General features: G+C 63.1%; 21 protein-coding genes. 14 read left to right on the top strand and 7 right to left on the bottom strand.

Annotation, left to right across the window (positions count from 1 at the left end; translation table 11 throughout):
• The first annotated feature begins 342 nt into the window (after positions 1 to 342).
• The 7 genes from topA to rpmG all read left to right on the top strand — a co-directional run bounded on the left by topA (position 343) and on the right by rpmG (position 8,770).
• Positions 343 to 2,979: a type I DNA topoisomerase gene (topA, locus tag AC1DVW_RS23500; protein ID WP_477326306.1), complete on the top strand. Its 2,637-nt coding sequence runs from the start codon at positions 343 to 345 to the stop codon at positions 2,977 to 2,979.
• Between the two features lie 4 nt (positions 2,980 to 2,983).
• On the top strand, positions 2,984 to 5,290 hold the full coding sequence (gene rnr / locus AC1DVW_RS23495; protein ID WP_477326304.1) for a ribonuclease R: 2,307 nt from the start codon (positions 2,984 to 2,986) through the stop codon (positions 5,288 to 5,290).
• Entirely contained in the window at positions 5,290 to 5,742 is a 453-nt protein-coding gene (locus tag AC1DVW_RS23490; protein WP_477326302.1) for a DUF983 domain-containing protein, read from the top strand. The genes rnr and AC1DVW_RS23490 overlap by 1 nt, the downstream gene beginning before the upstream one ends.
• A 176-nt stretch (positions 5,743 to 5,918) precedes the next feature.
• Positions 5,919 to 6,659 (top strand): NUDIX hydrolase, encoded by a 741-nt coding sequence (locus tag AC1DVW_RS23485; protein ID WP_477247693.1) that lies wholly within the window; start codon positions 5,919 to 5,921, stop codon positions 6,657 to 6,659.
• A 23-nt stretch (positions 6,660 to 6,682) separates the two neighbouring features.
• A complete protein-coding gene (locus AC1DVW_RS23480; RefSeq protein ID WP_477326300.1) occupies positions 6,683 to 7,858 on the top strand; it encodes an MFS transporter in 1,176 nt (391 codons plus the stop codon).
• A gap of 121 nt (positions 7,859 to 7,979) precedes the next feature.
• Positions 7,980 to 8,438 (top strand): YqfO family protein, encoded by a 459-nt coding sequence (locus tag AC1DVW_RS23475; RefSeq protein ID WP_477326298.1) that lies wholly within the window; start codon positions 7,980 to 7,982, stop codon positions 8,436 to 8,438.
• Between the two features lie 164 nt (positions 8,439 to 8,602).
• Entirely contained in the window at positions 8,603 to 8,770 is a 168-nt protein-coding gene (rpmG, locus tag AC1DVW_RS23470; protein ID WP_006201775.1) for a 50S ribosomal protein L33, read from the top strand.
• Positions 8,771 to 9,250: 480 nt separating this feature from the next.
• Here rpmG and AC1DVW_RS23465 read toward each other — a convergent pair whose 3' ends face one another.
• Both AC1DVW_RS23465 and AC1DVW_RS23460 read right to left on the bottom strand, forming a co-directional pair.
• Positions 9,251 to 10,624 carry a PleD family two-component system response regulator gene (locus AC1DVW_RS23465; protein ID WP_477277293.1) on the bottom strand — a complete coding sequence of 458 codons (1,374 nt, stop codon included), beginning with the start codon at positions 10,622 to 10,624 and terminating at the stop codon, positions 9,251 to 9,253.
• Positions 10,625 to 10,657: 33 nt separating this feature from the next.
• Positions 10,658 to 11,029 (bottom strand): response regulator, encoded by a 372-nt coding sequence (locus AC1DVW_RS23460; protein WP_023667574.1) that lies wholly within the window; start codon positions 11,027 to 11,029, stop codon positions 10,658 to 10,660.
• A 237-nt stretch (positions 11,030 to 11,266) separates the two neighbouring features.
• Between AC1DVW_RS23460 and AC1DVW_RS23455 the strand changes: the two genes are divergently transcribed.
• Positions 11,267 to 11,566, top strand: coding sequence for a DUF3572 domain-containing protein (locus AC1DVW_RS23455; RefSeq protein ID WP_112564834.1), 300 nt, complete (start codon positions 11,267 to 11,269; stop codon positions 11,564 to 11,566).
• Complete coding sequence (locus AC1DVW_RS23450; protein ID WP_477326296.1) at positions 11,563 to 12,216, top strand: hypothetical protein; 654 nt, start codon at positions 11,563 to 11,565, stop codon at positions 12,214 to 12,216. The genes AC1DVW_RS23455 and AC1DVW_RS23450 overlap by 4 nt, the downstream gene beginning before the upstream one ends.
• A 25-nt stretch (positions 12,217 to 12,241) precedes the next feature.
• Here the strand turns inward: AC1DVW_RS23450 and AC1DVW_RS23445 are convergent, their stop codons facing one another.
• Together AC1DVW_RS23445 and AC1DVW_RS23440 are read right to left on the bottom strand one after the other, a co-directional pair.
• Positions 12,242 to 13,774 carry a hypothetical protein gene (locus tag AC1DVW_RS23445; RefSeq protein ID WP_477326294.1) on the bottom strand — a complete coding sequence of 511 codons (1,533 nt, stop codon included), beginning with the start codon at positions 13,772 to 13,774 and terminating at the stop codon, positions 12,242 to 12,244.
• 103 nt (positions 13,775 to 13,877) lie between these two features.
• Positions 13,878 to 14,453: an N-acetyltransferase family protein gene (locus tag AC1DVW_RS23440; RefSeq protein ID WP_477326292.1), complete on the bottom strand. Its 576-nt coding sequence runs from the start codon at positions 14,451 to 14,453 to the stop codon at positions 13,878 to 13,880.
• A 65-nt stretch (positions 14,454 to 14,518) separates the two neighbouring features.
• Between AC1DVW_RS23440 and AC1DVW_RS23435 the strand changes: the two genes are divergently transcribed.
• Positions 14,519 to 15,847 (top strand): DNA polymerase IV, encoded by a 1,329-nt coding sequence (locus tag AC1DVW_RS23435; protein WP_477326290.1) that lies wholly within the window; start codon positions 14,519 to 14,521, stop codon positions 15,845 to 15,847.
• Positions 15,848 to 15,857: 10 nt separating this feature from the next.
• Here the strand turns inward: AC1DVW_RS23435 and AC1DVW_RS23430 are convergent, their stop codons facing one another.
• Positions 15,858 to 16,364 carry a hypothetical protein gene (locus AC1DVW_RS23430; protein ID WP_477247330.1) on the bottom strand — a complete coding sequence of 169 codons (507 nt, stop codon included), beginning with the start codon at positions 16,362 to 16,364 and terminating at the stop codon, positions 15,858 to 15,860.
• 185 nt (positions 16,365 to 16,549) lie between these two features.
• Between AC1DVW_RS23430 and AC1DVW_RS23425 the strand changes: the two genes are divergently transcribed.
• Positions 16,550 to 17,431, top strand: a complete 882-nt coding sequence (locus AC1DVW_RS23425) for a DMT family transporter (protein ID WP_477326288.1) — start codon at positions 16,550 to 16,552, stop codon at positions 17,429 to 17,431.
• On the opposite strand, the gene dnaE is transcribed toward AC1DVW_RS23425, so the two are convergent.
• Positions 17,428 to 20,922 carry a DNA polymerase III subunit alpha gene (gene dnaE / locus AC1DVW_RS23420; RefSeq protein WP_477326446.1) on the bottom strand — a complete coding sequence of 1,165 codons (3,495 nt, stop codon included), beginning with the start codon at positions 20,920 to 20,922 and terminating at the stop codon, positions 17,428 to 17,430. The two genes, AC1DVW_RS23425 and dnaE, sit on opposite strands and share 4 nt — an antisense overlap.
• Positions 20,923 to 21,193: 271 nt before the next feature.
• Between dnaE and AC1DVW_RS23415 the strand changes: the two genes are divergently transcribed.
• Both AC1DVW_RS23415 and AC1DVW_RS23410 read left to right on the top strand, forming a co-directional pair.
• Positions 21,194 to 21,421, top strand: coding sequence for a hypothetical protein (locus AC1DVW_RS23415; RefSeq protein ID WP_477326286.1), 228 nt, complete (start codon positions 21,194 to 21,196; stop codon positions 21,419 to 21,421).
• Positions 21,422 to 21,426: 5 nt separating this feature from the next.
• Positions 21,427 to 21,879, top strand: coding sequence for a hypothetical protein (locus AC1DVW_RS23410; protein WP_477326284.1), 453 nt, complete (start codon positions 21,427 to 21,429; stop codon positions 21,877 to 21,879).
• 21 nt (positions 21,880 to 21,900) lie between these two features.
• Here the strand turns inward: AC1DVW_RS23410 and AC1DVW_RS23405 are convergent, their stop codons facing one another.
• The gene (locus tag AC1DVW_RS23405; protein ID WP_477326282.1) at positions 21,901 to 23,913 is read right to left on the bottom strand and encodes an acetyl-CoA carboxylase biotin carboxylase subunit; all 2,013 of its coding nucleotides are present in this window, start codon (positions 23,911 to 23,913) and stop codon (positions 21,901 to 21,903) included.
• Positions 23,914 to 24,110: 197 nt separating this feature from the next.
• Here AC1DVW_RS23405 and AC1DVW_RS23400 point away from each other — a divergent pair.
• Positions 24,111 to 24,404: alcohol dehydrogenase catalytic domain-containing protein (locus AC1DVW_RS23400; protein WP_477326280.1), on the top strand; the 294-nt coding region annotated here is incomplete at its 3' end.

Here is a 24,404-nt window from a genome sequence, read left to right as displayed (position 1 = left end):
GAAACGGGCTGGCTGCCGGATATCCCCCTCCAAGCACTCCGGCGGTCAGCCTTTTGCCTATCTCGATGCTCGATCGTGTGTGGCACCCGGCCTGATCTAAACGGACGGTGAGGCGACGGAGCCCCGAGTCGTTTTCCGAGACCCGAGACACAAAGTGCCCTCGCCCAAAATTCTGTGATTTTCTCCATACACTCTAAGAGTGTATTGCTGCGGACATGCCGGCAATTTGGCCGCTTCCCCTTGACCGGATGCAAAAGCGCGGCCATGTGAGCGACAAATAGAACGAGATTTCGTCGCGCGCAGCGGAATCCTTCTGCCGCACCACAGCTGATATGAGACCTCATGGACGTCGTCGTCGTCGAATCGCCGGCCAAGGCAAAGACAATCAATAAGTACCTCGGCAAGAACTATAAGGTTCTGGCCTCGTTCGGGCACGTCCGCGATCTGCCGGCCAAGGATGGCTCGGTGCGTCCGGACGAGGATTTCGCCATGTCCTGGGCGGTCGACACGGCCTCGGGCAAGCGCCTTGCCGACATCGCCAAGGCGGTCAAGGACGCCGATGGCCTGATCCTCGCCACCGATCCGGATCGTGAGGGCGAAGCGATTTCCTGGCATGTGCTGGAAGTGCTGAAGCAGAAGCGCGCGCTGAAGGACAAGCCGGTCAGCCGTGTCGTCTTTAACGCCATCACCAAGTCGTCGGTGCTGGAAGCGATGGCCAATCCGCGCCAGATCGACGGTCCGCTGGTCGACGCCTATCTCGCCCGCCGCGCGCTCGACTATCTCGTCGGTTTCACGCTGTCGCCGGTGCTGTGGCGCAAGCTGCCGGGCGCCCGCTCCGCCGGCCGCGTCCAGTCCGTGGCGCTGCGCCTCGTCTGCGATCGCGAATCCGAGATCGAGCGCTTCATCCGCGAGGAATACTGGCAGATCGCTGCCATTCTCGGCACACCGCGCAAGGAGAATTTCGAAGCGCGGCTGACCGCTTTCGACCGCAAGAAGCTGCAGAAGCTCGACATTGCCAACAAGGCGCAGGCCGACGACATCAAGGCGATGCTCGACGGCGCCACCTTCAAGGCGCTGTCGGTTGAAGCCAAGCCGACCAGGCGCAATCCCGGCCCGCCCTTCACCACCTCGACGCTGCAGCAGGCTGCGTCATCGGGCCTCGGCTTCTCGGCCAGCCGCACCATGCAAGTGGCACAGCGGCTCTATGAAGGCATGGAAATCGGCGGCGAGACCACCGGTCTGATCACTTATATGCGGACCGACGGCGTGCAGATGGCGCCCGAGGCGATCACCGCCGCGCGCGACGCCATCGTCAAGGAGTTCGGCCCGAAATACCTGCCGGAAAACCCGCGTCAGTATACGACCAAGGCCAAGAACGCCCAGGAAGCGCACGAGGCGATCCGCCCGACCGATTTCATGCGCACTCCCGCTTCGGTCAGGCAATATCTCGATTCCGACCAGATGCGGCTCTACGAGTTGATCTGGAAGCGCGCCATCTCCAGCCAGATGCAGCCGGCCGAGATCGAGCGCACCACGGTCGAGATCGAGGCGGTGAACGGCGCCCGCACCGCCGAGCTTCGCGCCATCGGTTCGGTCGTCCGCTTCGACGGCTTCATTGCCGCCTACACCGACCAGAAGGACGACGACGCGGAAGACGAGGAAAACCGCCGTCTGCCCGAGATCCGCGCCGGCGAGCAGCTTGCCCGCGAAGCGATCAACGCCACCCAGCACTCCACCGAACCGCCGCCGCGCTATTCCGAAGCGTCGCTGATCAAGAAGCTGGAAGAACTCGGCATCGGCCGTCCGTCGACCTACACCGCGATCCTGAAGACGCTCGAGGACCGCGACTATGTCACCCTCGACAAGCGCCGGCTGGTGCCACAGGCCAAGGGTCGGCTGCTCTCGGCCTTCCTCGAAAGCTTCTTCCGGCGCTATGTCGAGTATGACTTCACCGCGTCTCTCGAAGAAAAGCTCGACGAGATTTCCGACGGCAAGCTCGCCTGGAAGGACGTGCTGCGCGATTTCTGGAAGGATTTTTCCGGCGCCGTCGCCGACATCAAGGAACTGCGCGTCACCGACGTGCTCGATGCGCTGAACGAAGAACTGGCTCCGCTGGTGTTTCCCGCGCGAGAGGACGGCTCCAATCCACGAATCTGCCCGAAATGCGGCACCGGCAATCTGTCACTGAAACTCGGCAAATTCGGCGCCTTTGTCGGCTGCTCGAACTACCCGGAATGCTCCTTCACCCGCCAACTCGGCGACGCCGCCAACCCCAATGGCGAGAATGGCGGGGGCGAAGACGGCACCAAGGTGATCGGCAAGGATCCCTACACCGCCGAGGAAATCACGCTGCGCAGCGGCCGCTTCGGCCCCTATCTGCAGCGCGGCGACGGCAAGGAAGCCAAGCGCTCCAGCCTGCCCAAGGGCTGGACGGTCGAGTCCATCGACCACGAAAAGGCGCTCGCTTTGCTGTCGCTGCCACGCGATGTCGGCAAGCATCCGGAGAGCGGCAAGATGATTTCGGCCGGGCTCGGTCGCTACGGGCCCTTCGTGCTGCATGACGGCACCTACGCCAACCTCGAAGGCATCGACGAGGTGTTTTCGATCGGCCTCAACCGCGCCGTGTCGGTGATTGCCGAGAAGCAATTGAAGGGCAAGGGCGGCCGCAATGGCGGCACCGCCGCTGCGCTGAAAGAGCTTGGCGACCATCCCGACGGCGGCGGCAAAATCATCGTGCGCGACGGCAAATACGGGCCTTACGTGAACTTCGGCAAGGTCAATGCGACGTTGCCGAAGGGCAAGGACCCGCAGTCGGTGACGATCGAGGACGCGCTGGCGCTGATCGCCGAAAAGGAAGCCAAGGGCGGCGGCGGCAAAAAACCTTTCCGCAAGGCGGCGGCGGCCAAGGCCCCGGCAACCAAGAAGACAGCAACCAAGAAGGCGGCGGCGAAAAAACCGGCGGCCAAGAAAAAAGGATAACGGCGTGGCGCGCAGGATCACCGGTAGAACCCACGGCGATCCGCGCACCGCTGATACCCGCGCCAAGGTCAAGGACGACTATCGCCCGTCGCGCGACGAAATCCTGCGCTACATAGCCGAAAATCCCGACCGTTCCGGAAAGCGCGAGATCGCCAAAGCGTTTGCGCTGCGCGGCGACGACCGCATCTGGCTGAAGGATATTTTGCGCGACCTGCAGGACGAGGGCCTGCTGACCAAGGAGCGCAAGCAACTCGCCCGCGTCGGCGCCCTGCCCCATGTCGCCGTGCTCGACATTTTTGGCCGCGACGGCGACGGCATCTTGCTGGCGCATCCGGCCGAGGCCGTCGGCCCTGGCGAACCGCCCGTCGTCTCGATCCGTGTGTCGCGCAGCGGCAACGGGCCGGCGCCCGGCATCGGCGACCGCGTGCTGGCCAAGACCTTTCCGACCAATGAGGCGACCGGCCCCGCCTATACCGGCCGGGTGATGAAGATCTTCGAGAAGCGCACCGATGCCGTTCTCGGCATCTTTCGCATCTTGCAGGACGGCACCTTTCGCATCGAGCCGGTCGAGCGCCGCCAGCCCGAGCTGATCGTCGACAAGGAATTCCAGAACGGCGCCAAAAACGGCGATCTGGTCGAGGTCGAGCCCGCGAGGGCCTCGCGCTATGGCCTGCCGCGCGCAAAAGTGCTGGCGGTGCTGGGGTCGCTGACCAGCGAAAAGGCGGTCTCGATGATCGCCATCCACGCCCATGACATTCCGCACATTTTTCCGGCCGACGTCATCGCCGAATCCGAGGCCGTGAAGCCGGCGACGCTTGATCACCGCGAGGACTGGCGCGACCTGCCGCTGATCACTATCGACCCCGCCGACGCCAAGGACCATGACGACGCGGTGTTCGCCACGCCGGATCTTGATGAGAAGAACCCTGGCGGCGTCATCGCCACCGTCGCCATCGCCGATGTCGCCGCCTATGTCCGCTATGGCACCGCCCTCGACCGCGAGGCGCTGAAGCGCGGCAATTCGGTCTACTTTCCGGACCGCGTCGTGCCGATGCTGCCCGAGCGCATTTCCAACGATCTCTGTTCGCTGCGCGAAGGCCAGGATCGCCCGGCTCTGGCGGTGCGCATGACTTTTGCCGCCGATGGCCGCAAGCTCAGGCATTCCTTCCACCGTGTCATGATGAAGTCGGCGGCAAAACTCGCCTACCCGCAGGCGCAAGCGGCGATCGACGGGGCGCCCGACGACAAGACCGGCCCGATCCTCGACGCCATACTGAAGCCGCTGTGGGACGCCTACGGCATCTTGAAGCGTGGCCGAGACGGACGCCAGCCGCTCGAGCTCGATTTGCCCGAGCGCAAGATCATGCTCAAGGAGGACGGCACCGTTGATCGCGTCATCGTCCCGGAACGGCTCGACGCCCACAAGCTGATCGAAGAATTCATGATCCAGGCCAATGTCGCTGCCGCAGAGACGCTGGAGGCGAAGAAACAGGCACTCGTTTTCCGTGTCCACGACGCGCCATCGCTCGCCAAGCAGGAATCGCTGCGCGAGTTCCTGCAGACGCTTGGCCTGTCGCTGGCGCGCGGCGCGCAGATGCGGCCAAGCCAGTTCAACGGCATTCTGGAGCGCGTGCGCGGCGCCGACAATGAGGGGCTGGTCAATGAAGTGGTGCTACGTTCGCAGAGCCAGGCCGAATATTCGCCCAAGAACATCGGCCATTTCGGCCTCAACCTGAAACGCTACGCGCATTTCACCTCGCCGATCCGCCGCTATGCCGACCTCATAGTGCATCGCGGGCTGATTGCCGCCCTTGGCCTTGGTCCGGGCGGGCTGACACAGGATGAGGAAGCGCGGCTCGAAGACGTCTCAGTGCTGATCTCCGGCACCGAGCGCCGCGCCATGGCCGCCGAACGCGACACGGTCGACCGGCTGATCGCAGCCTATCTCGCCGAGCGCATCGACGATCGTTTCGACGCGCGCATTTCGGGCGTCACCAAATCGGGACTATTTGTCCAATTGCCACAATTTGGCGCAGATGGTTTCATCCCGGTGTCAACCCTCGGCGGTGATTACTATATATACGACGAGACGGCCCGATCGCTCTACGGAGAGCGCACCGGCAAGGGTTATCAGCTTGCCGACCGCGTCGAAGTCCGCCTCATCGAAGTGGCGCCGATGGCCGGCGCGATGCGCTTTGAGATGCTGACCGACCCGAAGCCGCTACCCGGCTCCAAGCGGTCGTTTCACAAGGCCAAAGGCCGCGCCCGTGCGTCGCAATCGCGTCCAGGCTCGCGCGGCAGGAGACGATGATGCAAAACGAACTGGGTCTCGAACAGCCGATCTTCGGTGGCGAACATCACTCGGGCCGGGCCGCCCGCCCGCTGTGGACGGCGATGAAGCGCGGCGCGCTCTGCCGCTGCCCGCATTGCGGCGAAGGAAAACTGTTCCGAGCCTTCACCAAGACCGTCGAAAAATGCGATGTCTGCGGCGAGGACCTTCATCACCACCGCGCCGACGACCTGCCCGCCTATCTCGTCATCGTCATCGTCGGCCACATCGTGCTGGGCGCCTTCATGGGTATCGAGGCGACCTCCACCCTGTCGCTCTGGCAGCACATCGTCATCTGGGTGCCGCTGACCATCCTTCTGGCGCTGGCGCTGCTGCAGCCAGTCAAGGGCGCCGTCATCGGCCTGCAATGGGCGTTCTATATGCACGGCTTCGGTGGTGAAGAAGACAGGATCGAGTCTCATCCCGAGGCTTGAAATCAAGACTGGCGCAATCGGCCACGGCCGAACGCCACTTTCGCATCCGAGAAGATTCCGCTAAAGCGCGTCGCGTGTGAAGGGATTCATGCGACGCGCTTTTGATTTGTGTTTTCATGCATGTCGTTGTCCCAAACCGCTACGCACTTTTGGGCGGCATGCATCAGGTCGAGCGTATGGACGGGATGACCAAGGCAGAAGTCGACAGGGTTGAGCGGCGCGAAATACCGCGTGACGCCAGGCCTATGCGCCCGCGTGACGCCGCGACGCTGATCCTGCTCGACCGCCAGGGCGATGAGTTTCTGGTGCTGATGGGCCGTCGCCACGCCGGCCACGCCTTCATGCCGGGGAAATTCGTCTTTCCCGGCGGCCGCACCGATCCCGCCGACAGCCGTATCCCCGTCGCCACCGCCTTGCATCCGCAGGAAGAAGCGAATTTGACCGCCGGCGTCGGCCGCACCAGCCTGGCGCGTGCCCGCGCCATTGCGCTCTCAGCAATCCGCGAAACCTACGAGGAAGCCGGCCTGCTCATCGGTCAGAAAGGCGCCTTTGCGACGGACAAGCGCGATTGGCAGGGTTTCGTCGAGCACGGCGTAACGCCTTCGCTGGCAGCGCTGCGCTTCATTGCCCGCGCCATCACCCCGCCCAACCGGGTGCGCCGTTTCGACACGCGCTTCCTCAGCGCGTGGCGCAGCGATGTGGTGGTCGAATTGCCGGGCGGCGGCCCGACCAACGAACTGGAAGAACTGGTCTGGTTGCCGCTGGCCAAGGCCAGGGAGGCCGACATACCCGACATCACCCGCATGATCCTGGACGAGTTGCAGACCCGGCTCGCCCGCGATCCGCTGCTGCATCCCGGTGGTTCGGTGCCCTTCTACCGGCTGGTCCGCAACCGCTTCACCCGCGAAATTCTGTAAAGCATCGAGTAATCAGGCATCTCATGACGGTCGATACCCAACCACAGGGCGACGAACGCGTACACTGGCTGCCGATGATCGCGGCGATCTCGTCGATCAGCGTCGTCGGCATCGCCATCGGCCTTGGCATGCCGCTGCTTAGCGTCATCCTGGAAACGCGCGGCCATTCGGCATCGATGATCGGCCTCAACACCGCGGTCGCCGGCCTGGCATCGATCGCCGGCGCCCCGCTTGCCACCCCGCTTGCCATGCGCTTCGGCGTCGCCTGGACGATGATTGCCATGATTGTCGCGGGCGCGCTCGCCTTCGTCGGTTTCCATTTCGCGCCGGATTTCTGGATGTGGTTTCCGCTCCGCATCGTGCTGCACATAGCGCTGACGGTGCTGTTCATCCTGTCGGAGTTCTGGATCAGCACCTCGGCGCCGCCGCACCGGCGTGGCCTGGTTCTCGGCATCTACGCCACCGTCCTGTCGCTCGGCTTTGCCGCGGGACCGTGGCTGTTCGCCCATCTCGGCAGTTCCGGCTTCGCGCCCTTCGGCGTCATCATCGGATTGGTGACGCTGGCCGCCATACCGGTGCTGGCCGCGCGGAACGAAAGCCCAACCATTGTGGCCGACGGCGAGACCAGCAATTTCCTGCGCTACATCTGGCTGGTGCCGACGGCGACCGCCGCCGTGCTGGTATTCGGCGCCGTCGAAACCGGCGGTTTTGCGCTGTTCCCGGTCTACGGCAACCGCATCGGCTACTCCGAGGCCGACGCCGCCCTGCTGCTGACCATGATCGGCCTCGGCAACGTGCTGTTGCAGATCCCGATCGGCATGGTCAGCGACCGCGTCTCAGACCGCCGCTATCTGCTTCTGGCCTGCGCCATCGTCGGACTGGCAGGCACCATCTTCATGCCGTTCTTCGCTCAGAACTGGCATCTGATGGCAGCACTTCTGTTCGTCTGGGGCGGTGTGGTCGCAGCCATGTACACGATCGGCCTCGCTCATCTCGGCTCGCAGCTCTCCGGCCATGAACTGGCATCCGCCAACGCTGCCTTCGTGCTCTGCTACGGCGTCGGCATGGTGCTTGGGCCGCAGGCGATCGGCATCGGCATGGACGCTTTTGGACCGTCCGGTTTCGGTTGGGCGCTGGGCCTGTTCTTCGGCGCCTATATCGCGCTGGTCGGCGTCAGGCTGTTGCGAAAGATCCTGTAGCGCACTGCATGGCCGCCAGCCCTGCGTTCATAGCCGCTCGCTGTAGCTGCTGACAGAACCGTGTCAGGAGCCTCCGGGTAAAAGAGTGTCCTCGAAAACACCTTGAGTTGAGGATATCTCCATGATCGACAGCGGCTTTGAAACCACATCCCTTCGAATGACGCTTCTGCTGCTTGTGACCTTCCAGGCGCCGGCCGCGGATGTCGACCGCATCATGGACGCCGTGGTCGCGATAGCGCCGCTGGTCATGGGCAAATATGACCGCAATGCCTATCAGTCGGCGCACGGCATCGAACGCTACAGGCGCCTGGAAGGCACTGCCGCGGGGCCGGAGACCGAACTGCGGCGTCGCCCGGGCACGGTGGAGGTTTCGTTCGAATTGCCCGATGACCAGGCACTGGCCTCCCGGGTGGTCGAGGCAATCTTCCAGGCGCACTCCTATCAGGAACCGGTGATCCGCATTCAGCCAATCCTCGCCAGCCGGTCCAAGGGGCTGGATGACCAGGCCAATCCGAATCGCTGGTGGAACACGACGGGTGACTGGAAGAAGGCCGCCTCGCCGCTCAAGGAGGACGCCTGACAAAGGGGAACGGTGGGCTCCAGACCGGCTCGGGAATTCGTGACCAAGCCGCGCGGGCTTGACTTTCAGGGCGCTTTCTTTATGTGTCGCGCCAAGTTTCCCGCGTCCGGGTGTTTCCCCGTGCTCCAGCGGCCAAAACTCCACCAACACAACGGACGAACATCATGGCCAAAGCCGCAAATATCAAGATCAAGCTTCTGTCGACCGCCGACACCGGTTTCTTCTACGTGACCAGCAAGAACAGCCGCACCAAGACCGACAAGCTGTCGTTCCGCAAATACGACCCGGTCGCCAAGAAGCACGTCGAGTTCAAGGAAACCAAGATCAAGTAATCTGGTTTCTCTCCGCGATACAAAAACGCCGCCCATTGGGCGGCGTTTTTGTTTCAAGGCGCGCTGAAAAGCACGAAACTTCCGAAGTTTGGCGCGGAATCCTGATGTAATCCTTTTGAGAGAAGGGGGCCGGTCGGCGGTTGGCAGCGGTACGAGGAGGCCACTATGTGCCAGCGCCGGCCGGCCGACCCCACGGACCCAGGAGATGCGGCGGACCTGAGCATCATGGGGTATTTTTCGGATCGATCCGGCAATCTGTCCTCGCGCCGGCTCCGTCTATGGGCTGCACATTTGCGCAACAGCTTATGGAAATCAACAGTTTCTTAACCAAGGCTCCCGAATCGCTTGGATTAAGGTAAATTCGTAACCCTGTCGGGTTGACAGGATAATCGGGCGCCGGCCCCTGGGCATGATTAGAAAAGATCATGCTCGAACACCGAGATAGAACTCCATCCCGCGTCCATCGGGATGGAACAGGCCCTAAGCCGCCTTGGCAACGACGCGATTGCGGCCGCCGCTTTTGGCTTCATAGAGCGCAAGATCGGCGCGCTTCATCAGTCCCGCGACCGTATCCGCCCCCTTGAGCACCGACGATACACCGACGCTGACGGTGACTTCGACCGTCTTGCCCTCATGACCGAGGGCAAAGGGCAGCTGGGCGATTTCGGCGCGAATACGCTCGGCAACCCTTTCGGCGACCGCGCCATCCGTGTCCGGCATCACCACCACGAATTCCTCGCCACCGAAGCGGCAGGCAAGGTCGATGCCGCGCACATTCTTACGCAGCCGCCGCGCGAATTCGCGCAGCACCGCATCGCCACCGTCATGACCATACGCGTCATTGATCGTCTTGAAGCGGTCGAGATCGGTGATCATCACCGAAAGGGGCCGTCGTCGCGCCACGGCGCGATCGAACAGCGTCTGCAGATGGCTGTCGAGGTAGCGGCGATTGTGCAGCCCGGTCAGTCCATCGGTCACCGCCATCTCGATGGTCTGGGTGACGCTGGCGCGGAGCTGGTCGTTATAGCGCTTGCGGCGCACCTGCGTGCGCAGCCGCGCCAGCAACTCCTGCTGGTCGATCGGCCGCATCAGGTAGTCGTTGATGCCGAGTTCGAGGCCGCGGATGATCCGCCCCTCCTCACCTTCCTCGGCAAGGAGGATGATCGGCAGGAAGCGGGTACGATCGAGCGAACGCAGTTGCGAGCATAGCCGCAGCGGATCGAATTCGGCAAAGGCCGTCGAGATCATGACGCATTCATAGGGCGCTTCGGCAGCCTGGAAGAAGCCGGCATGCGGATCGGTGGCAATGTCGAGATCGGCACTGTCGCGCAGCATCTTCTGGATGCGCTCGACTGAGGATTTGCGCTCGTCGATCAGCAGAACTTTTGGCGTCGCGTCTTCGGACGTGAAGGTGCGGCTCAAAAGCTCCTCGATGCCGATGTTGCGTGTGGTCGAGGCACGCAGGCGCAATTCGTCGGTCAGCGACTTCAGCCTGACCAGGCTTTTCACGCGCGTCATCAGCTGCAGGTCATTGACCGGCTTGGTCAGGAAATCGTCGGCGCCAGCCTCGAGACCGCGCACCCGATCCGCAACCTGGTCGAGCGCCGTGATCATGACAACCGGGATATGCGATGTCGCCGGATCGCTCTTCAGCCGCCTGCAGACCTCGAACCCATCCATGTCAGGCATCATCACATCGAGCAGCACGACATCGACCTTGCCGTTTTCGCAGGTCTCGATCGCGTCCGGCCCATTGGAGGCGGTCAGCACCTCGAAATATTCGGCCAGCAGCCGGACCTCGAGCAGCTTCACATTGGCAGGGATGTCGTCGACGACGAGGATCCGCGCAGTCATGTCATGAGGCTCCGGCTAGGCTGGCGATGCGCATCAGGCATCGCCCAGATAGGATTTGATGGTTTCGATGAAACGCGGCACCGAGATCGGCTTGGAAATATACGCCTCGCAGCCACCCTGGCGAATGCGCTCCTCATCGCCCTTCATGGCAAACGCGGTGACGGCAATGACCGGGATGGAGTGGAGGTCATCGTCCTCCTTGAGCCATTTGGTCACCTCCAGGCCTGACACCTCAGGCAGCTGGATATCCATCAAGATGAGATCCGGCCGGTGCTGGCGCGCCAGATCGAGCGCTTCCAGACCGTTGCGCGTGCGCACCGTCTCATAGCCGCTTGCTTCGATGAGGTCCCGAAAGAGCTTCATGTTGAGCTCGTTGTCCTCGACGATCATGACCTTCTTAGGCATCGATTTCCCGTCCCGGCGAGCCTTCTGCCCGAAGGCTGCCGTCATGCGCCCTTGTTGGAGCACACCAAACCCACGTTCACTCTAAGGCAATATGATTGACGAAACGGAAACCCGCAGTTGCAAAAGCTATTCGGATTCCATCTCGAAAACCGCATTGGACCGGGGCGGTGGCTTGCCGCAGGCGACGCTTGCGATTACTGCGGAAAAGAGACTCATTTCCGCACCCAGAAGGTAGTGATGGCAAACGCAGCGTCAATGCGCGAGGAAGCCGAAACCATTGCCGTGAAGGCACTGGGCTTCGTCGCCGCCGATCCGGAGCTCCTGCCGCGTTTCCTGGCGATCACCGGAATCGAAGCCCATTCCATCCGGCGGGCCGCCAGCGAGCCGGGATTCCTCGCCGGCGTGCTGCAGTTCATCCTCGCCCACGAACCAACCTTGTTGCGCTTCGCCGAGGAAACCGGCACGCCGCCGGCCTCCGTCGGCAAGGCCTTGCGGGCGCTGCCGCTTGGCGGCGACGATCATGAGCATTCGATATGAGCGATGATCCCGAAACCGCCCGCCAGATCGAGGAGCTTGCCTCGGACAACCGGCCGCTGCTGGTGCTCGACGTCGACGATGTCGTGCTCGAATTCATCCGGCCGTTCCCGCGTTTTCTCCAGTCGCGCGGCTTTGAGCTGACGCTGGCCTCGTTTCGCCTCACCGGCAACATTGCCGAAACAGCGAGCGGCCGCCTGATCGAACAGGAAGAAGTGACGACGCTTCTGGGTGATTTCTTTGACGCACAGGCCGACTGGCAGAGTGTCACCGACGGCGCCGCGCACGCGCTGACGAGCCTCGGTGATCGCGTCGAGATCATCCTGCTGACAGCCATGCCGCACAGACATCGCGCGGTGCGCCGCGCCCATCTCGACGCTCTCGGGCTGAACCACCCGCCTTTAACCACCGAAATGGCCAAGGGCCCGGCCGTGGCCAAATTACGCGGCACCAAGGGCCGGCCAGTGGCCTTCGTCGACGACCAGCCGCACAATCTGGTGTCGGTGCGTAGCGCCGTCGCCGATGCGCACCTCTTCCACCTGATGGCCGACAATTCGCTGCGCGCCTTCCTGCCGCCAGTGCCTGACGACATCGTGGTTGTTGAGGATTGGCACGCGGCTATGCCGAAGATCGCGATGGCGCTCGGGCTCTAAAGCCAGTCGCGTCGAAGCCCGGCGCTCAGGGACTAAGCTTCGCCCCTGCCCCACCACCGCTGTTCCCCTCGCCAGGAGTCACATCCTGATCGGTGTTGTCTTCCACCACCGGATCGGGACCCTTCAACATGGCGCCGTTGACCGCCACCGAACCGTCGTGCTTGGCGTTGATGACCCATTCCAGCCGGCCGTCCGGCAGCGTCTTGGCAAATCCCTTGATGGCCAGCGCGCCGGTGAAAGCTTGCGAAGCCTGAGGGTCGGTCCTCGCCGCTTCCTGCAGGCTTGCCACGATCTTGTCATAGCCGGTGACGTCGATGGTCACGTTGGCATCGGGCTTCTCGCCATCGGGAAACGTCATGTCGCCCTCCAGCGCGATTTCAGCACCGCCGCTCTTGACCGTGCTGTGGCCGACGAAAATCTTAGGACCATTGGCCAGGAAGCCAGCCTTCAGCCCCTCGCCAAAATCGTCCGACAGCGGCGGATTCTTGTTGAGATCGAAGGCTTCGATTGCCTTCTTCGCCATGGTGTCGAGATCGATGTTGGCGCCGCCGAAATTGAGATCGAAATCGGTGGGCAGCAGCGCCACGCTCCAGGCCGGAACAAGATGTTGCGGTATCGAGAGCCCCGACGCTTTGATCCCGTAATTGATCGTCCCGCTGCGGGCGACGCCGTCCATGCCGAAAGCAACACCCACATTGGCCGCGCCGAAACTGCCGACCGGGCTGCCGACGCTGAAATCCTTGAACCTGTAAGCGCCATCGATCCGCTCCCATAGCGGCAGCGCGGCCAAGAGGTGCGACTTGAGTTCGGCTTGGTTGGCCTTCAGATTCGCCTCGTCCTGATTGGCCACGGCGAAGGCCAACAGGTCCAGAAGAGGCTTCGTCCGCAGCCCCTTGCCTTTAGCGTCCACCGACAATTCGGGCGACTTGATCGCCAGCGGGATTTTCTGCCCGCTGTTAGGGTTATCGATCGCGATCGATTCGGCAAAGTCGGCGATTGTCTGAACCATGTTGAAATCGACACCGCCATTTGCGCCCTTGATAGCGCTTATTGTGGCAGTTCCAGCACCAGAACTCATCTCCGTGCGCTGCCTGGCGTCCTGCGACGTCATCGTCATGCCTTCCAGCGACGACGTCGCGCTGCTGAAAGCCGCCAGTTCGGGATCGTAGATGCCGACGAACTTGCCGCCCTTGATCGACACCTTCATGCTTTGCGGACCCTGAGGCCCGTTGAACTCCATCGTCCCTTCCGGTGCCAGATTGCCTGAGACATCCCACGCGCCATCGCTGCGTGGCTTGGTCAAGAGCGCATAGGGCGTGAGATCAAGCTTCAAGCCATCCTGTTTGCCCAGGAGATCCACGAGCGGCTTGAAATCGAATGCGAGCTTGTAGGCATCGCCGTCGACCGAAATCTTCAGAAACCCGATGTCGAACGGCGTCTTGCCGAAATAGCGCGCCAGATTGTCGGTAAGCTGCTTCGCGCCCTGGCTATCAACCGTCTGGCCAAGCGCCGGTGCGCTGCAGGCAAGAAGCAAAACAAATGGCAAAACGCGCTTCATATCGATCCTCCACTCTATTGCGGCCGTCAAAACCGTTCTTGCCACTGGTAGGGAAATACCATCACGGCTGCAAGACAACACCCATGATTGCTGGCGGGCTGTCCTACAGCACCAGCCGCATCAGCGGCCGGCCGGTTTTGCGCTCGACCAGCCGCTCGAAGCCGGCCTTTTCGAACACCCGCGACGAGCCGACGAACAGGCCGATCGATCGCGAATCGCGCGACAGGTCGATCGGGCAGGCCTCGACCTGCCGCGCACCCTTCTCGCGGGCAAAGGCGATGCCGCCTTCGACCAGTCGGTGCGAGATGCCTCGCCCCCTCGCCTTGGCGCGGATGAAGAAGCAGGAGATCGCCCAGACGCCGGGATCCATGGCATCGGCCGGGTCGACCGGCGCCGACCCCCTGCCCTGATTGTTCCATTCGGGCACGTCGGCACGCGGGCCGATCTGCATCCAGCCGACCGCCTTGTCGTCCTCGAAGGCCAGCAGGCCGGGTGGCGGCCCGGCCTCGATCCGCGCCTTGATATGATCCTTGTTGCGCTCGCGGCTGCTCTCGCGACGCACGGCCGGCGCCAGCCGGAAATGCGTGCACCAGCAGCCGTAACAGGCGCCCTGCTTGCCGAAAAGGTCTTCGAAATCCGCCCACAGCGCGGGCGCCAGCGGCTTTATGGTCGTGCTCATGCGTTCTCCCCAGGCCAAGCTTGTCGCTGCCCTCGGACTGACGTACCATTGCATTTGTTCTCTTTATGTTCGCAGCGATGGCGGCCCCTGTCAACAATCCCGAGCACGGTTTTTGCCGCGACTGCCTGACCTTTCAGCGCAGCGAGGCACGCCGTTGCGAGCGCTGCGGCAGCCCGAGGCTGGCCCGCCACTCCGAACTCTACCGTCTGCATCTCGCCCATATCGACTGTGACGCGTTCTATGCGGCCGTCGAAAAGCGCGACAATCCGGCGCTGAAGGACCGGCCGCTGATTATCGGCGGCGGCAAGCGCGGTGTCGTCTCCACCGCATGCTACATCGCCCGCATCCACGGCGTGCGCTCGGCGATGCCGATGTTCAAGGCGCTCGAAGCCTGTCCGGAAGCGGTCGTTCTCCCGCCGGACATGGAAAAATACGTCCGCGTCGGCCGCGAGGTGCGCGCGTTGATGCAGGCGCTGACGCCGCTGGTCGAGCCGCTCTCCATCGATGAGGCCTTTCTCGACCTTGCCGGCACCGAGCGGCTGCATGGCATGCCGCCTGCCGTGGTGCTGGCGCGGTTCGCGCTGACTGTCGAAAAGGAGATCGGCATCACCGTTTCGGCGGGCCTTTCCTACTGCAAGTTCCTCGCCAAGGTGGCGTCCGACTTCCGCAAGCCGCGCGGTTTTTCGGTGATCGGCGAGGCCGAGGCGCCCGGCTTTCTGGCTGAGCAGCCGGTGACGATGATCTGGGGTGTGGGAAAGGCCTTCGCCGCAAACCTGGAACGCGACGGCATCCGCAGCATTGGCCAGTTGCAACGCATGGAGCGCGGCGACCTGATGCGCCGCTATGGCGTCATGGGCGACCGGCTTTACCACCTGTCGCGCGGCGAGGACGACCGCCGCGTCCATCCCGACCAGGACGCCAAGAGCGTATCGGCGGAAACCACCTTCGACACCGACATTGCAACCATGGACGAACTGGTCCCGGTGCTGAGAGCGCTGTCGGAGAAGGTCTCGGGACGGCTGAAGAAGTCAGGTATTGCGGGGCGCACCGTGGTGCTGAAGCTGAAGACGCAGGATTTCAAGCTCCGCACCCGCAACCGACAGCTCGGCGACCCGACCCGGCTGGCCGACCGCATTTTCCAGACCGGGCTCGAACTGCTGCGCAAGGAAGCGGACGGGACGAAATACCGGCTGCTCGGCATCGGCGTCAGCGACCTCTCGGACGACGACAAGGCCGACCCGCCCGACCTCGTCGACATCCAGTCGCGCAAGCGCGCCATGGCCGAAGGCGCCATCGACACGCTGCGCGACAAGTTCGGCAAGAAGGCGGTGGAAACCGGCTATACCTTCGGCAAGGGCCGCAACGCCCACCCGCCCGAGCCGATTGAGGATTGAGGCATCGAGATCAAGTTCGCTTCAGATCGATCCGGCTCGTCACCACGCTCTTGCCGGTCTTCGGATCGACGTCGGTAACCGTCAGCCGCATGCCGTCGCCGCTGGTTTTCTCGACCGTCAGCCGCGCCTTGAGATCGCCGTTGACGACCTGGGCCCAACGAATGCCGAGATTGATCGCATTGCCCGATCGGCTGCCGGCGAGCTGCGCCGGCCCGGTGCGCGATCCGACATAGACGCCGCTGTATTTCGCACCTGTGACCTTCAAGTTGGCGCTGATGGCCCGCGTTACCACAACGAGACCGCGGCAATTGCCATCCAGCGAGAGCGAGGTTGAGGTCGCATTCGACTTGAAGCTGCAGGATACACCGACATTCGGCACATCGGTGGTTACCTGGACCGTGCCTTTGCCAGCGAAATTCCCCTGCAATGAGCTCAGAAAATCGGCCTCGTCGGCATGGGCTGCGCCGCTTGCGGCCATCAGGCACCCGGCAAGCAGAAATCGTGCGAATGATTTCATCTTAAACTCTCCCCGTTGGTGTTGAAAAACCGCACTTCCAACAATTTTGGCAAATACCGGGAATCAACGCCTGCCGCTGCGGCAGGTTCCGCTGCCGACATGACTGTTTTGCAACGCGGCTGTGGCCCAGTCGAATGCGGCGGCTAGCGGTTGCGATAAAGGTCCCGACTTGCGAGATAGCGCGCATGGCACCTGCTCCCTCGATCCCCAAGGCCGCGTTCTGGATGGCACTGTCGATCGCGTCGTTCCTGGCGATGTCGGTCGCCGGCCGCGCCACGACAGCCGAACTCAATGTCTTCCAGGTGCTGGAGCTGCGCTCGGTGATCGGCTTTTTCATCCTGCTGCCGCTGGTGATGATGAGCGGCGGCTTTGCTGCGATGCGCACTGAGCGCCCCGTCGCCCATCTCGCCCGCAACCTCATCCACTACACCGGCCAGGCGGCGTGGCTTTACGCGCTGACGCTGATCCCGCTCGCCGTGCTGATCTCGATCGAATTCACGACGCCGATCTGGACGGCACTGCTGGCGGTCGGCTTTCTCGGCGAACGGCTGTCGCGGCCCAAGCTGGCAGCGATCGCGCTGGGGCTGATCGGCGTGGTGATCATCGTGCGCCCCGGCGTCGGTGCGGTCGATCCGGGGCACCTGATCGTGCTCGGCGCCGCGGTCTGCTTCGGCATTTCGGTGGTCATGGTCAAGTCGCTGACGCGCACCGACAGCGTCGTGCGCATCATCTTCTGGATGCTGATCATCCAGTCGGTGGTCGGCTTGATCCCGGCGCTCTACGAATGGCGCAACCCGCCGCTGGAACTCTGGCCGTGGATCGTGCTGATCGCCTTCAGCGGCATGTCCTCGCATTTCTGCATGGCCCGCGCGCTCGCTTATGCCGACGCGACGGTCATCTCGCCGATGGATTTTCTGCGCGTGCCGTTATCGGCTCTGATCGGCTGGCTGCTCTATAGCGAGCAGATCGACGCCTTCACCGCCGGCGGCGCGCTGCTCATCCTGATGGGCAATCTGCTCAACCTGCAGCGCAAGGCACCGCAAGCAGCCGAGATCGCGGCATCCTAGACCAGCTCGACTTCCACCACGCCCTGCACCGCGCGCATGGCGGATGCAATTTGTGGCGAGACGCGATACCCGCCCGGCAAAGCGATCTCGACCTCGCCCTGCGCCTCTCCCTTGATCAGGATAATACTGACCTGGCTGTCGCCACGCTGTTTGAGCTGCGATTGAATGATTGAAGTTGGGCCCTCGTCTCTCACAAAGACCCGCAGCGCCTTCTGGATGCGGCTGGCCTCGTCCTCCAGCGACTGCACCGAGTTGATGCGCAGATTGACGCCTTCAGGCCGGTCCTCGGCCGAAACGGTGATCACCACCGAGCGGCCGGGCTCGAGCAGGTCGCGATACTGCGCCAGCCCTTCGGAAAACAGCACGGCCTCATACTGGCCGGACGTGTCGGAAAAAGCGATAACGCCCATCTTGTTGCCGGTGCGCGTCTTGCGCTCCTGCTTGGTGGTCACGGTCCCGGCCAGCCGCCCGGCGGCGGCGCCGCGTTTGACTGCGGCCGAGAACTCGCCCCAGTTCTGCACCCGCATCTTCTGTAGCGCCGCCTTGTACTCGTCGAGCGGATGCGCCGAAAGATAGAAGCCGACCACCTGGAATTCCCGGTGCAGACGGTCGGCGGCGAGCCACGGCTCTGTCACCGGAAGGTTGAGCGCCTGCGACTGGGCGCCCAGCGAAGCGCCAAAAATGTCCGCCTGGCCGGAAACGGCGTTCTGCTGCGCCAGCGAAGCCAGCCCCATCATCCGCTCGACCCCCGCCATCATCGCCGCGCGGTCGTGGCCGAAGCAGTCGAGCGCGCCGGCGGTGATCAGGCTTTCGAAGACGCGCTTGCCGACGATCTTGGGATCGACCCTTTCGCAGAAATCGGCGAGGTTCTTGAACGGTTTTTCGCCACGCATGGCGACGATATGCTCGACCGCCGCATCGCCGACACCCTTGAGAGCGGCAAGCGAATAGAAGATGCGGTTCTCGCCGACCTCGAAATCCCGGAACGACGTCATCACCGACGGCGCCGAGACCACGATGCCGAGGCGCAGCGCATCCTGGCGGAAATCGGCGAGCTTGTCGGTGTTGCCCATGTCGAGCGTCATCGACGCCGCCAGGAATTCGACGGGGTAATGCGCCTTCAGATAGGCAGTCTGGTAGGAGACAACCGCATAGGCGGCGGCATGCGACTTGTTGAAACCGTAGTCAGCGAACTTGGCCAGCAGGTCGAAAATGAAGTCGGCTTGCGGCTTGCCGACGCCGCGCTCGACCGCGCCCGAGACGAAGCGCTCGCGCTGCTTGTCCATTTCGGCGCGGATCTTCTTGCCCATGGCGCGGCGCAACAGGTCGGCTTCGCCCAGCGAATAGCCGGACAGCTCCTGCGCGATCTGCATCACCTGTTCCTGGTAGACGATGACGCCTTGCGTCTCCTTCACCAGATGGTCGATCTTGGGGTGGATCGAGGCCATCTCCTCTTCGCCATGCTTTCTGGCATTGTAGGTCGGGATGTTCTCCATCGGGCCGGGCCGATAGAGCGCGACCAGCGCGATAATGTCTTCGATACAATCGGGCCGCATGCCGATCAGCGCCTTACGCATGCCGGCACTTTCCACCTGGAACACGCCGACCACTTCGCCGCGCGACAGCATGGCATAGGTATCGGGATCATCGAGCGGGATCGTCGCCAGATCAATCTCGATGCCGCGGCGGCGGATCAGCTTGACCGCGGTCTCCAGCACGGTCAGCGTCTTCAGGCCGAGGAAGTCGAATTTTACCAGCCCGGCCTGCTCGACATATTTCATGTTGAACTGGGTGACCGGCATGTCCGAGCGCGGATCGCGGTACATCGGCACCAGTTCGGACAAAGGCCGATCGCCGATGACGATGCCGGCGGCGTGCGTCGAGGCGTGGCGGTAGAGCCCTTCCAGCTTCTGCGCCATATCGAGCAAGGTCTGGACGATCGGCTCGCGCTCGGCCTCTTCGGCAAAGCGCGGCTCGTTGGCGATGGCGTCGGCGAGCTTGACCGGATTGGCCGGGTTCTGCGGCACCATCTTGGACAGCTTGTCGACCTGGCCATAGGGCATCTGCAGCACGCGGCCGACGTCGCGCAGCACGGCGCGGGCCTGCAGCGTACCGAAGGTGATGATCTGTCCGACCTGGTCGCGGCCGTATTTCTGCTGGACGTAGCGGATGACCTCCTCGCGCCGGTCCTGGCAGAAGTCGATGTCGAAATCGGGCATCGAGACGCGGTCGGGATTGAGGAAGCGCTCGAACAGCAGCGAGAAGCGCAACGGATCGATGTCGGTGATCGTGGTGGAATAGGCGACCAGCGATCCTGCGCCCGAACCGCGGCCCGGGCCGACGGGAATGCCTTGCGCCTTGGCCCATTTGATGAAGTCGGCGACGATCAGGAAGTAGCCGGGAAACTTCATCTTCTCGATGATGCCGAGCTCGAAATCCAGCCGCTCGCGATACTGCTCTACCGTGTAGCCGACGGTGGGTCCATGCGCCGCCAACCGCGCATCAAGCCCTTCGTGGGCCTGCCGGCGCAGTTCGTCGGCCTCTGCCTTCAGCGCCAATTCATTGTCGGCGACATCGCCGCCGGTAAAACGCGGCAGGATCGGGCTGCGGTTTTTCGGGTAGTAGGAACAACGCAGCGCGATCTCGACCGTGTTGTCGATCGCTTCCGGCAGGTCGGCGAACAGCCGCGCCATATCGGCCTGGCTGCGCAGGAAATTGTCTGGTGACAGCCGGCGGCGGTTGTCGGCGGCGACGACCGAGCCTTCGGCGATGGCGATCAGCGCGTCATGTGCGTCATAGTCGTCGCGCGTGAAGAAAAATGCCTCGTTGGTGGCGACAAGCGGCAGATCATGGCTGTAGGCGAGGTCCACCGACGATTTCTCGATCGCCCGGTCATAGCCGGAGACCCGGTCCAGCTCGACATAGAGCCGATCGCCGAACAGCGCCTTGAGCGCCAGGAGCCGCGCCTCGGCGAGATCGCGGCGGTCTTCCTTCAAGGCCCGGCCGATCGGCCCGCGCGGCCCGCCTGTGAGGCAGATCAGACCGTCGGAATGGCCCCGCAGCATCTCGGTGGTCAGATGCACGGGTTCGCCCGGTGGCGTTTCGAGGTAGACCCGGCTGACCTGCTTGACCAGGTTGGAGTAGCCGGTCTCGGTGGCGGCAAGCAGCACCACGGGGCTCATCTCGGGCCCATGACGGCGGCGGTCGCGCTGGGCGTCGCTGGTTTCGCCGGAAAAGACCAGGTCGATCTGGCAGCCGATGATGGGCTGGATGCCGTCCTTCACCGCCTTCTGGGCGAATTCGAGCGCGCCGAACAGATTGTTGGTGTCGGTGACGGCGATCGCCGGGCACTCGTCCTGCACGGCATGACCGACGATCTTGCCGAGCTGCAAAGCGCCTTCGAGCAGCGAATAGGCCGAATGCACGCGCAGATGGATGAAAGGCCGCGCCGGCGCCTCAGGCCTTGCCGCCCTGGCAATGGCCTCGCGCATCAGCGGATCGCGTGTCATCTTCTCGTCTGCCACTTCGTCTGGCTCTCAATCCTGTCGGCGAATCTGGTTGTCGTCCTAATCTAGGCTCCCACGCCACTGCCCGCCAGCATTCCCGGCCCCGATATCTGCCGATCCCCTGACAAACTCAACGCCCGCGCGAACGGCCGGCAGCGTCCGAGATCAGTCGATGTGAAGCGCTTCATGGTTGACGGGCACCGGCATCGGCACACTGCCAATGTGGACGAAATCATCTTTTTAACAGGAGATTTTCATGGCCAACCGTTTTGTCGTCGATCTCAGCGGTCTCAAGCTCTCCAAGGGCATGGATGAGAAGCTGGCGAAAACCATCCAGCACGCGGTGCTGGCGACTCTCGCCGAGACGCACACGCAACCGGAACTCGTCTTGCGCTTTCCCAGGGAATGGCTCGGACTGGTCGCGCATATCGACCAACACCAGCTGCCCGCGCTCGACAAAGAGATCAACGGAATGCTGCGCTGACACCGATGTCACTTGCTTCAACAGATATGAAGAAGGCCTCGGCGAATCCGAAAATCGCCGAGGACGGCGAAAAGTCCTGTCCGAGCGCCCGCGCCGAACCGGGGGCGCTGCTGATTGGCGTTGTCGGGGCGGACGGCATTGTCCAGCCGATCCCGACGCGTCTGGAGATCGATGCCGAGTTCGTCGATCTGGCGAGTAAGGCCGGCGTGCCGGAAGCGCGCTTCCGCTTTGCCGGCCGTTGCGTCGAAGGCAAGTGCAAACAGTGGACCGGCAATTCCTGCGGCGTCATCGAAAAGGTGCTGACCGGCATGGCCGAGCAGATGATCGCGCCCGCCGAAAACCTGCCGCGCTGCGCCATCCGTGGCTCCTGCCGCTGGTACAGCCAGCGTGGAGCGGATGCTTGCCGTGCCTGCGTCTACGTCGTCACCGACCAGAGCATGCTGGCCGCAGACGCCTGACTGCCATCCGCCGTCGAAAAATCAGGCGAACTCCATGATCACCGCATCGACGGCGAGGCTATCGCCCGGCTTGGCGTTGAGTTTCGACACGGTGAGGTCGCGATCGGCGCGCAGCACGTTTTCCATCTTCATCGCCTCGACCACGGCCAAAGTCTCGCCCACCTTGACCTCCTGCCCCTCGGCTACGGCAATCGACACGACGAGGCCCGGCATCGGGCAGAGCAGCATTTTTGACGTATCCGGCGGGACTTTTTCCGGCATCAGCCTTTCGAGCTCGGCGATGCGCGGCAGCATGGCGCGCGCCGTCACCGACATGCCTTTCCAGGCGATGCGCAGCCCGTTCGGCAGCGGCCTGATCTGCGCCGCGATCTTGGAGGAGCCGACCGTGCCGCGCCAGATGAGGTCGCCCGGCCGCCAGTCTGACGCTACCGTCAGCGCCTTGCCGCCGTCGATCGACAGGTCGATTTCCATCGGGATCGAGATCATACCCTCGAGGATGGCGGCCGAGAGGTAGTCCTGGCCGACCTTGACAACCCAGTCGCGTTTCAGGGCACCGGAATGCGGCGCCAACCGCCCACCCAGCCGGTCGAGCCGGTCGCGGCGCAGCAGTTCGACCGCGGTGGCGATCGATGCCAGCACCGCCTTTTCCTCGCCGTTCGGCACGATCGGCGCAAACCCGTCGGGATATTCCTCGGCGATGAAGCCGGTCGACAGCCGGCCTTCCCGCCAGCGCGGATGCTGCATCAGCGCGGCCAGGAACGGGATGTTGTGCTCGATGCCGTCGACGACGAAACTGTCCAGCGCTTCCGACATGGCGTCTATTGCCCTGAGCCGCGTCGGCGCCCAGGTGCAGAGCTTTGCCACTATCGGGTCATAGAACATCGAAATTTCCGAGCCTTCGGTGACGCCGGTATCGTTTCGGATGATGACGTCGCCGAACTGTCCTTCCTCCGGCGGCCGGTATCGCGTCAGCCGGCCGATCGACGGCAGAAAATTGCGATAGGGATCTTCGGCGTAGAGGCGGCTTTCCACCGCCCAGCCATTCAGCTTGACGTCGCTCTGCTTGATGGCGAGTTTTTCGCCGGCGGCGATGCGGATCATCTGCTCGACCAGATCGATGCCGGTGACGAGTTCCGTCACCGGGTGCTCGACCTGCAATCGTGTATTCATTTCAAGGAAATAGAAGTTCTTGTCGCTGTCGACGATGAACTCAACCGTGCCGGCGCTCTGGTAGTCGACGGCCTTGGCCAGCGCCACCGACTGCTCGCCCATGGCTTTTCTGGTCTTGGCATCGAGGAAAGGCGACGGCGCCTCCTCGGCGACCTTCTGGTTGCGGCGCTGGATCGAGCATTCGCGTTCGCCGAGATAGAGCGTGTTGCCATGCGCATCGGCCAGCACCTGGATTTCGATGTGGCGCGGATCTACGACGAATTTTTCGATGAAGACGCGATCGTCGCCGAACGAGCTTTTGGCTTCCGAGCGCGCCCGGTCAAAACCGTCGCGCACCTCCGACTGGCTCCAGGCGATGCGCATGCCCTTGCCGCCGCCGCCAGCCGAGGCCTTGATCATCACGGGATAGCCGATCTCGCCGGCGATCTTTTCGGCGTGATCGGCATTCTCGATGACGCCGAGCCAACCGGGCACGGTGGAAACCTTGGCGGCATTGGCGAATTTCTTCGATTCGATCTTGTCGCCCATCGCTTTGATCGCCTTGGGCTTCGGGCCGATGAAGATTATGCCCTCCGCCTCCAGTGCCTCGCAGAAGGATGCACGCTCGGAGAGAAAGCCGTAGCCGGGATGCACGGCCTGCGCGCCGGTCTGCTTGCAGGCGGCAATGATCTTTTCCGGCAAGAGATAGCTCTGCGCGGCCGGCGACGGCCCGATATGCACCGCCTCGTCGGCCATCTCGACATGCACGGCGTCGCGATCGGCGTCGGAATAGACGGCGACCGTGGCAATGCCCATCTTGCGCGCCGTCTTGATGACGCGGCAAGCGATCTCGCCGCGGTTGGCGATCAGGATTTTCGTGAACATGCTGATGTCGTTCCCTCCGGCCATTCCTTTTATGGCTTGTGCTTGTACGGTCAAGCCGACCATGCAATTCACCGCCTTTCAATCGATTTGCGATTCCAATTCGCCGCTGTGGCCCAGTCTTGCCACCAGCTTCCAGTTGATCGCATCGAGAAAACCTGAAAGCTTGAGCAAAAAATCGCCTTGGGAGGAATTGCCTGATGAAAACCCGCGCCGCTGTTGCCGTCGCCGCCGGAAAGCCGCTGGAGATCATGGAGGTCGACCTCGATGGTCCGCGCGACGGCGAAGTGCTGGTCGAGATCAAGGCGACCGGCATCTGCCACACCGACGAGTTCACTTTGTCAGGCGCCGACCCTGAAGGCCTGTTTCCGGCCATTCTCGGCCATGAGGGCGCCGGCATCGTCGTCGATGTCGGCAAGGGCGTCACCTCGGTCAAGAAGGGCGACCACGTCATCCCGCTCTATACGCCGGAATGCCGCCAGTGCCCGTCCTGC

The sequence above is a fragment of the Mesorhizobium sp. P3_B5 genome, assembly GCF_056402815.1.
Note: the sequence above shows the minus strand (reverse complement) of the source record. Positions and strands in the feature narration are given on the sequence as shown.

Coding starts and splice junctions, on each gene's coding strand:
- dnaE (WP_477326446.1), bottom strand. CDS start 20,922: ATGCGCGAGGCCATTGCCAGGGCGGCAAGGCCTGAGGCGCCGGCGCGG.
- AC1DVW_RS23465 (WP_477277293.1), bottom strand. CDS start 10,624: ATGACTGCGCGGATCCTCGTCGTCGACGACATCCCTGCCAATGTGAAG.
- rpmG (WP_006201775.1), top strand. CDS start 8,603: ATGGCCAAAGCCGCAAATATCAAGATCAAGCTTCTGTCGACCGCCGAC.
- AC1DVW_RS23460 (WP_023667574.1), bottom strand. CDS start 11,029: ATGCCTAAGAAGGTCATGATCGTCGAGGACAACGAGCTCAACATGAAG.
- AC1DVW_RS23445 (WP_477326294.1), bottom strand. CDS start 13,774: ATGAAGCGCGTTTTGCCATTTGTTTTGCTTCTTGCCTGCAGCGCACCG.
- AC1DVW_RS23440 (WP_477326292.1), bottom strand. CDS start 14,453: ATGAGCACGACCATAAAGCCGCTGGCGCCCGCGCTGTGGGCGGATTTC.
- AC1DVW_RS23435 (WP_477326290.1), top strand. CDS start 14,519: ATGTTCGCAGCGATGGCGGCCCCTGTCAACAATCCCGAGCACGGTTTT.
- AC1DVW_RS23455 (WP_112564834.1), top strand. CDS start 11,267: ATGGCAAACGCAGCGTCAATGCGCGAGGAAGCCGAAACCATTGCCGTG.
- AC1DVW_RS23490 (WP_477326302.1), top strand. CDS start 5,290: ATGCAAAACGAACTGGGTCTCGAACAGCCGATCTTCGGTGGCGAACAT.
- AC1DVW_RS23415 (WP_477326286.1), top strand. CDS start 21,194: ATGGCCAACCGTTTTGTCGTCGATCTCAGCGGTCTCAAGCTCTCCAAG.
- AC1DVW_RS23425 (WP_477326288.1), top strand. CDS start 16,550: ATGGCACCTGCTCCCTCGATCCCCAAGGCCGCGTTCTGGATGGCACTG.
- AC1DVW_RS23450 (WP_477326296.1), top strand. CDS start 11,563: ATGAGCGATGATCCCGAAACCGCCCGCCAGATCGAGGAGCTTGCCTCG.
- AC1DVW_RS23480 (WP_477326300.1), top strand. CDS start 6,683: ATGACGGTCGATACCCAACCACAGGGCGACGAACGCGTACACTGGCTG.
- AC1DVW_RS23485 (WP_477247693.1), top strand. CDS start 5,919: ATGGACGGGATGACCAAGGCAGAAGTCGACAGGGTTGAGCGGCGCGAA.
- AC1DVW_RS23405 (WP_477326282.1), bottom strand. CDS start 23,913: ATGTTCACGAAAATCCTGATCGCCAACCGCGGCGAGATCGCTTGCCGC.
- topA (WP_477326306.1), top strand. CDS start 343: ATGGACGTCGTCGTCGTCGAATCGCCGGCCAAGGCAAAGACAATCAAT.
- AC1DVW_RS23430 (WP_477247330.1), bottom strand. CDS start 16,364: ATGAAATCATTCGCACGATTTCTGCTTGCCGGGTGCCTGATGGCCGCA.
- AC1DVW_RS23475 (WP_477326298.1), top strand. CDS start 7,980: ATGATCGACAGCGGCTTTGAAACCACATCCCTTCGAATGACGCTTCTG.
- AC1DVW_RS23410 (WP_477326284.1), top strand. CDS start 21,427: ATGTCACTTGCTTCAACAGATATGAAGAAGGCCTCGGCGAATCCGAAA.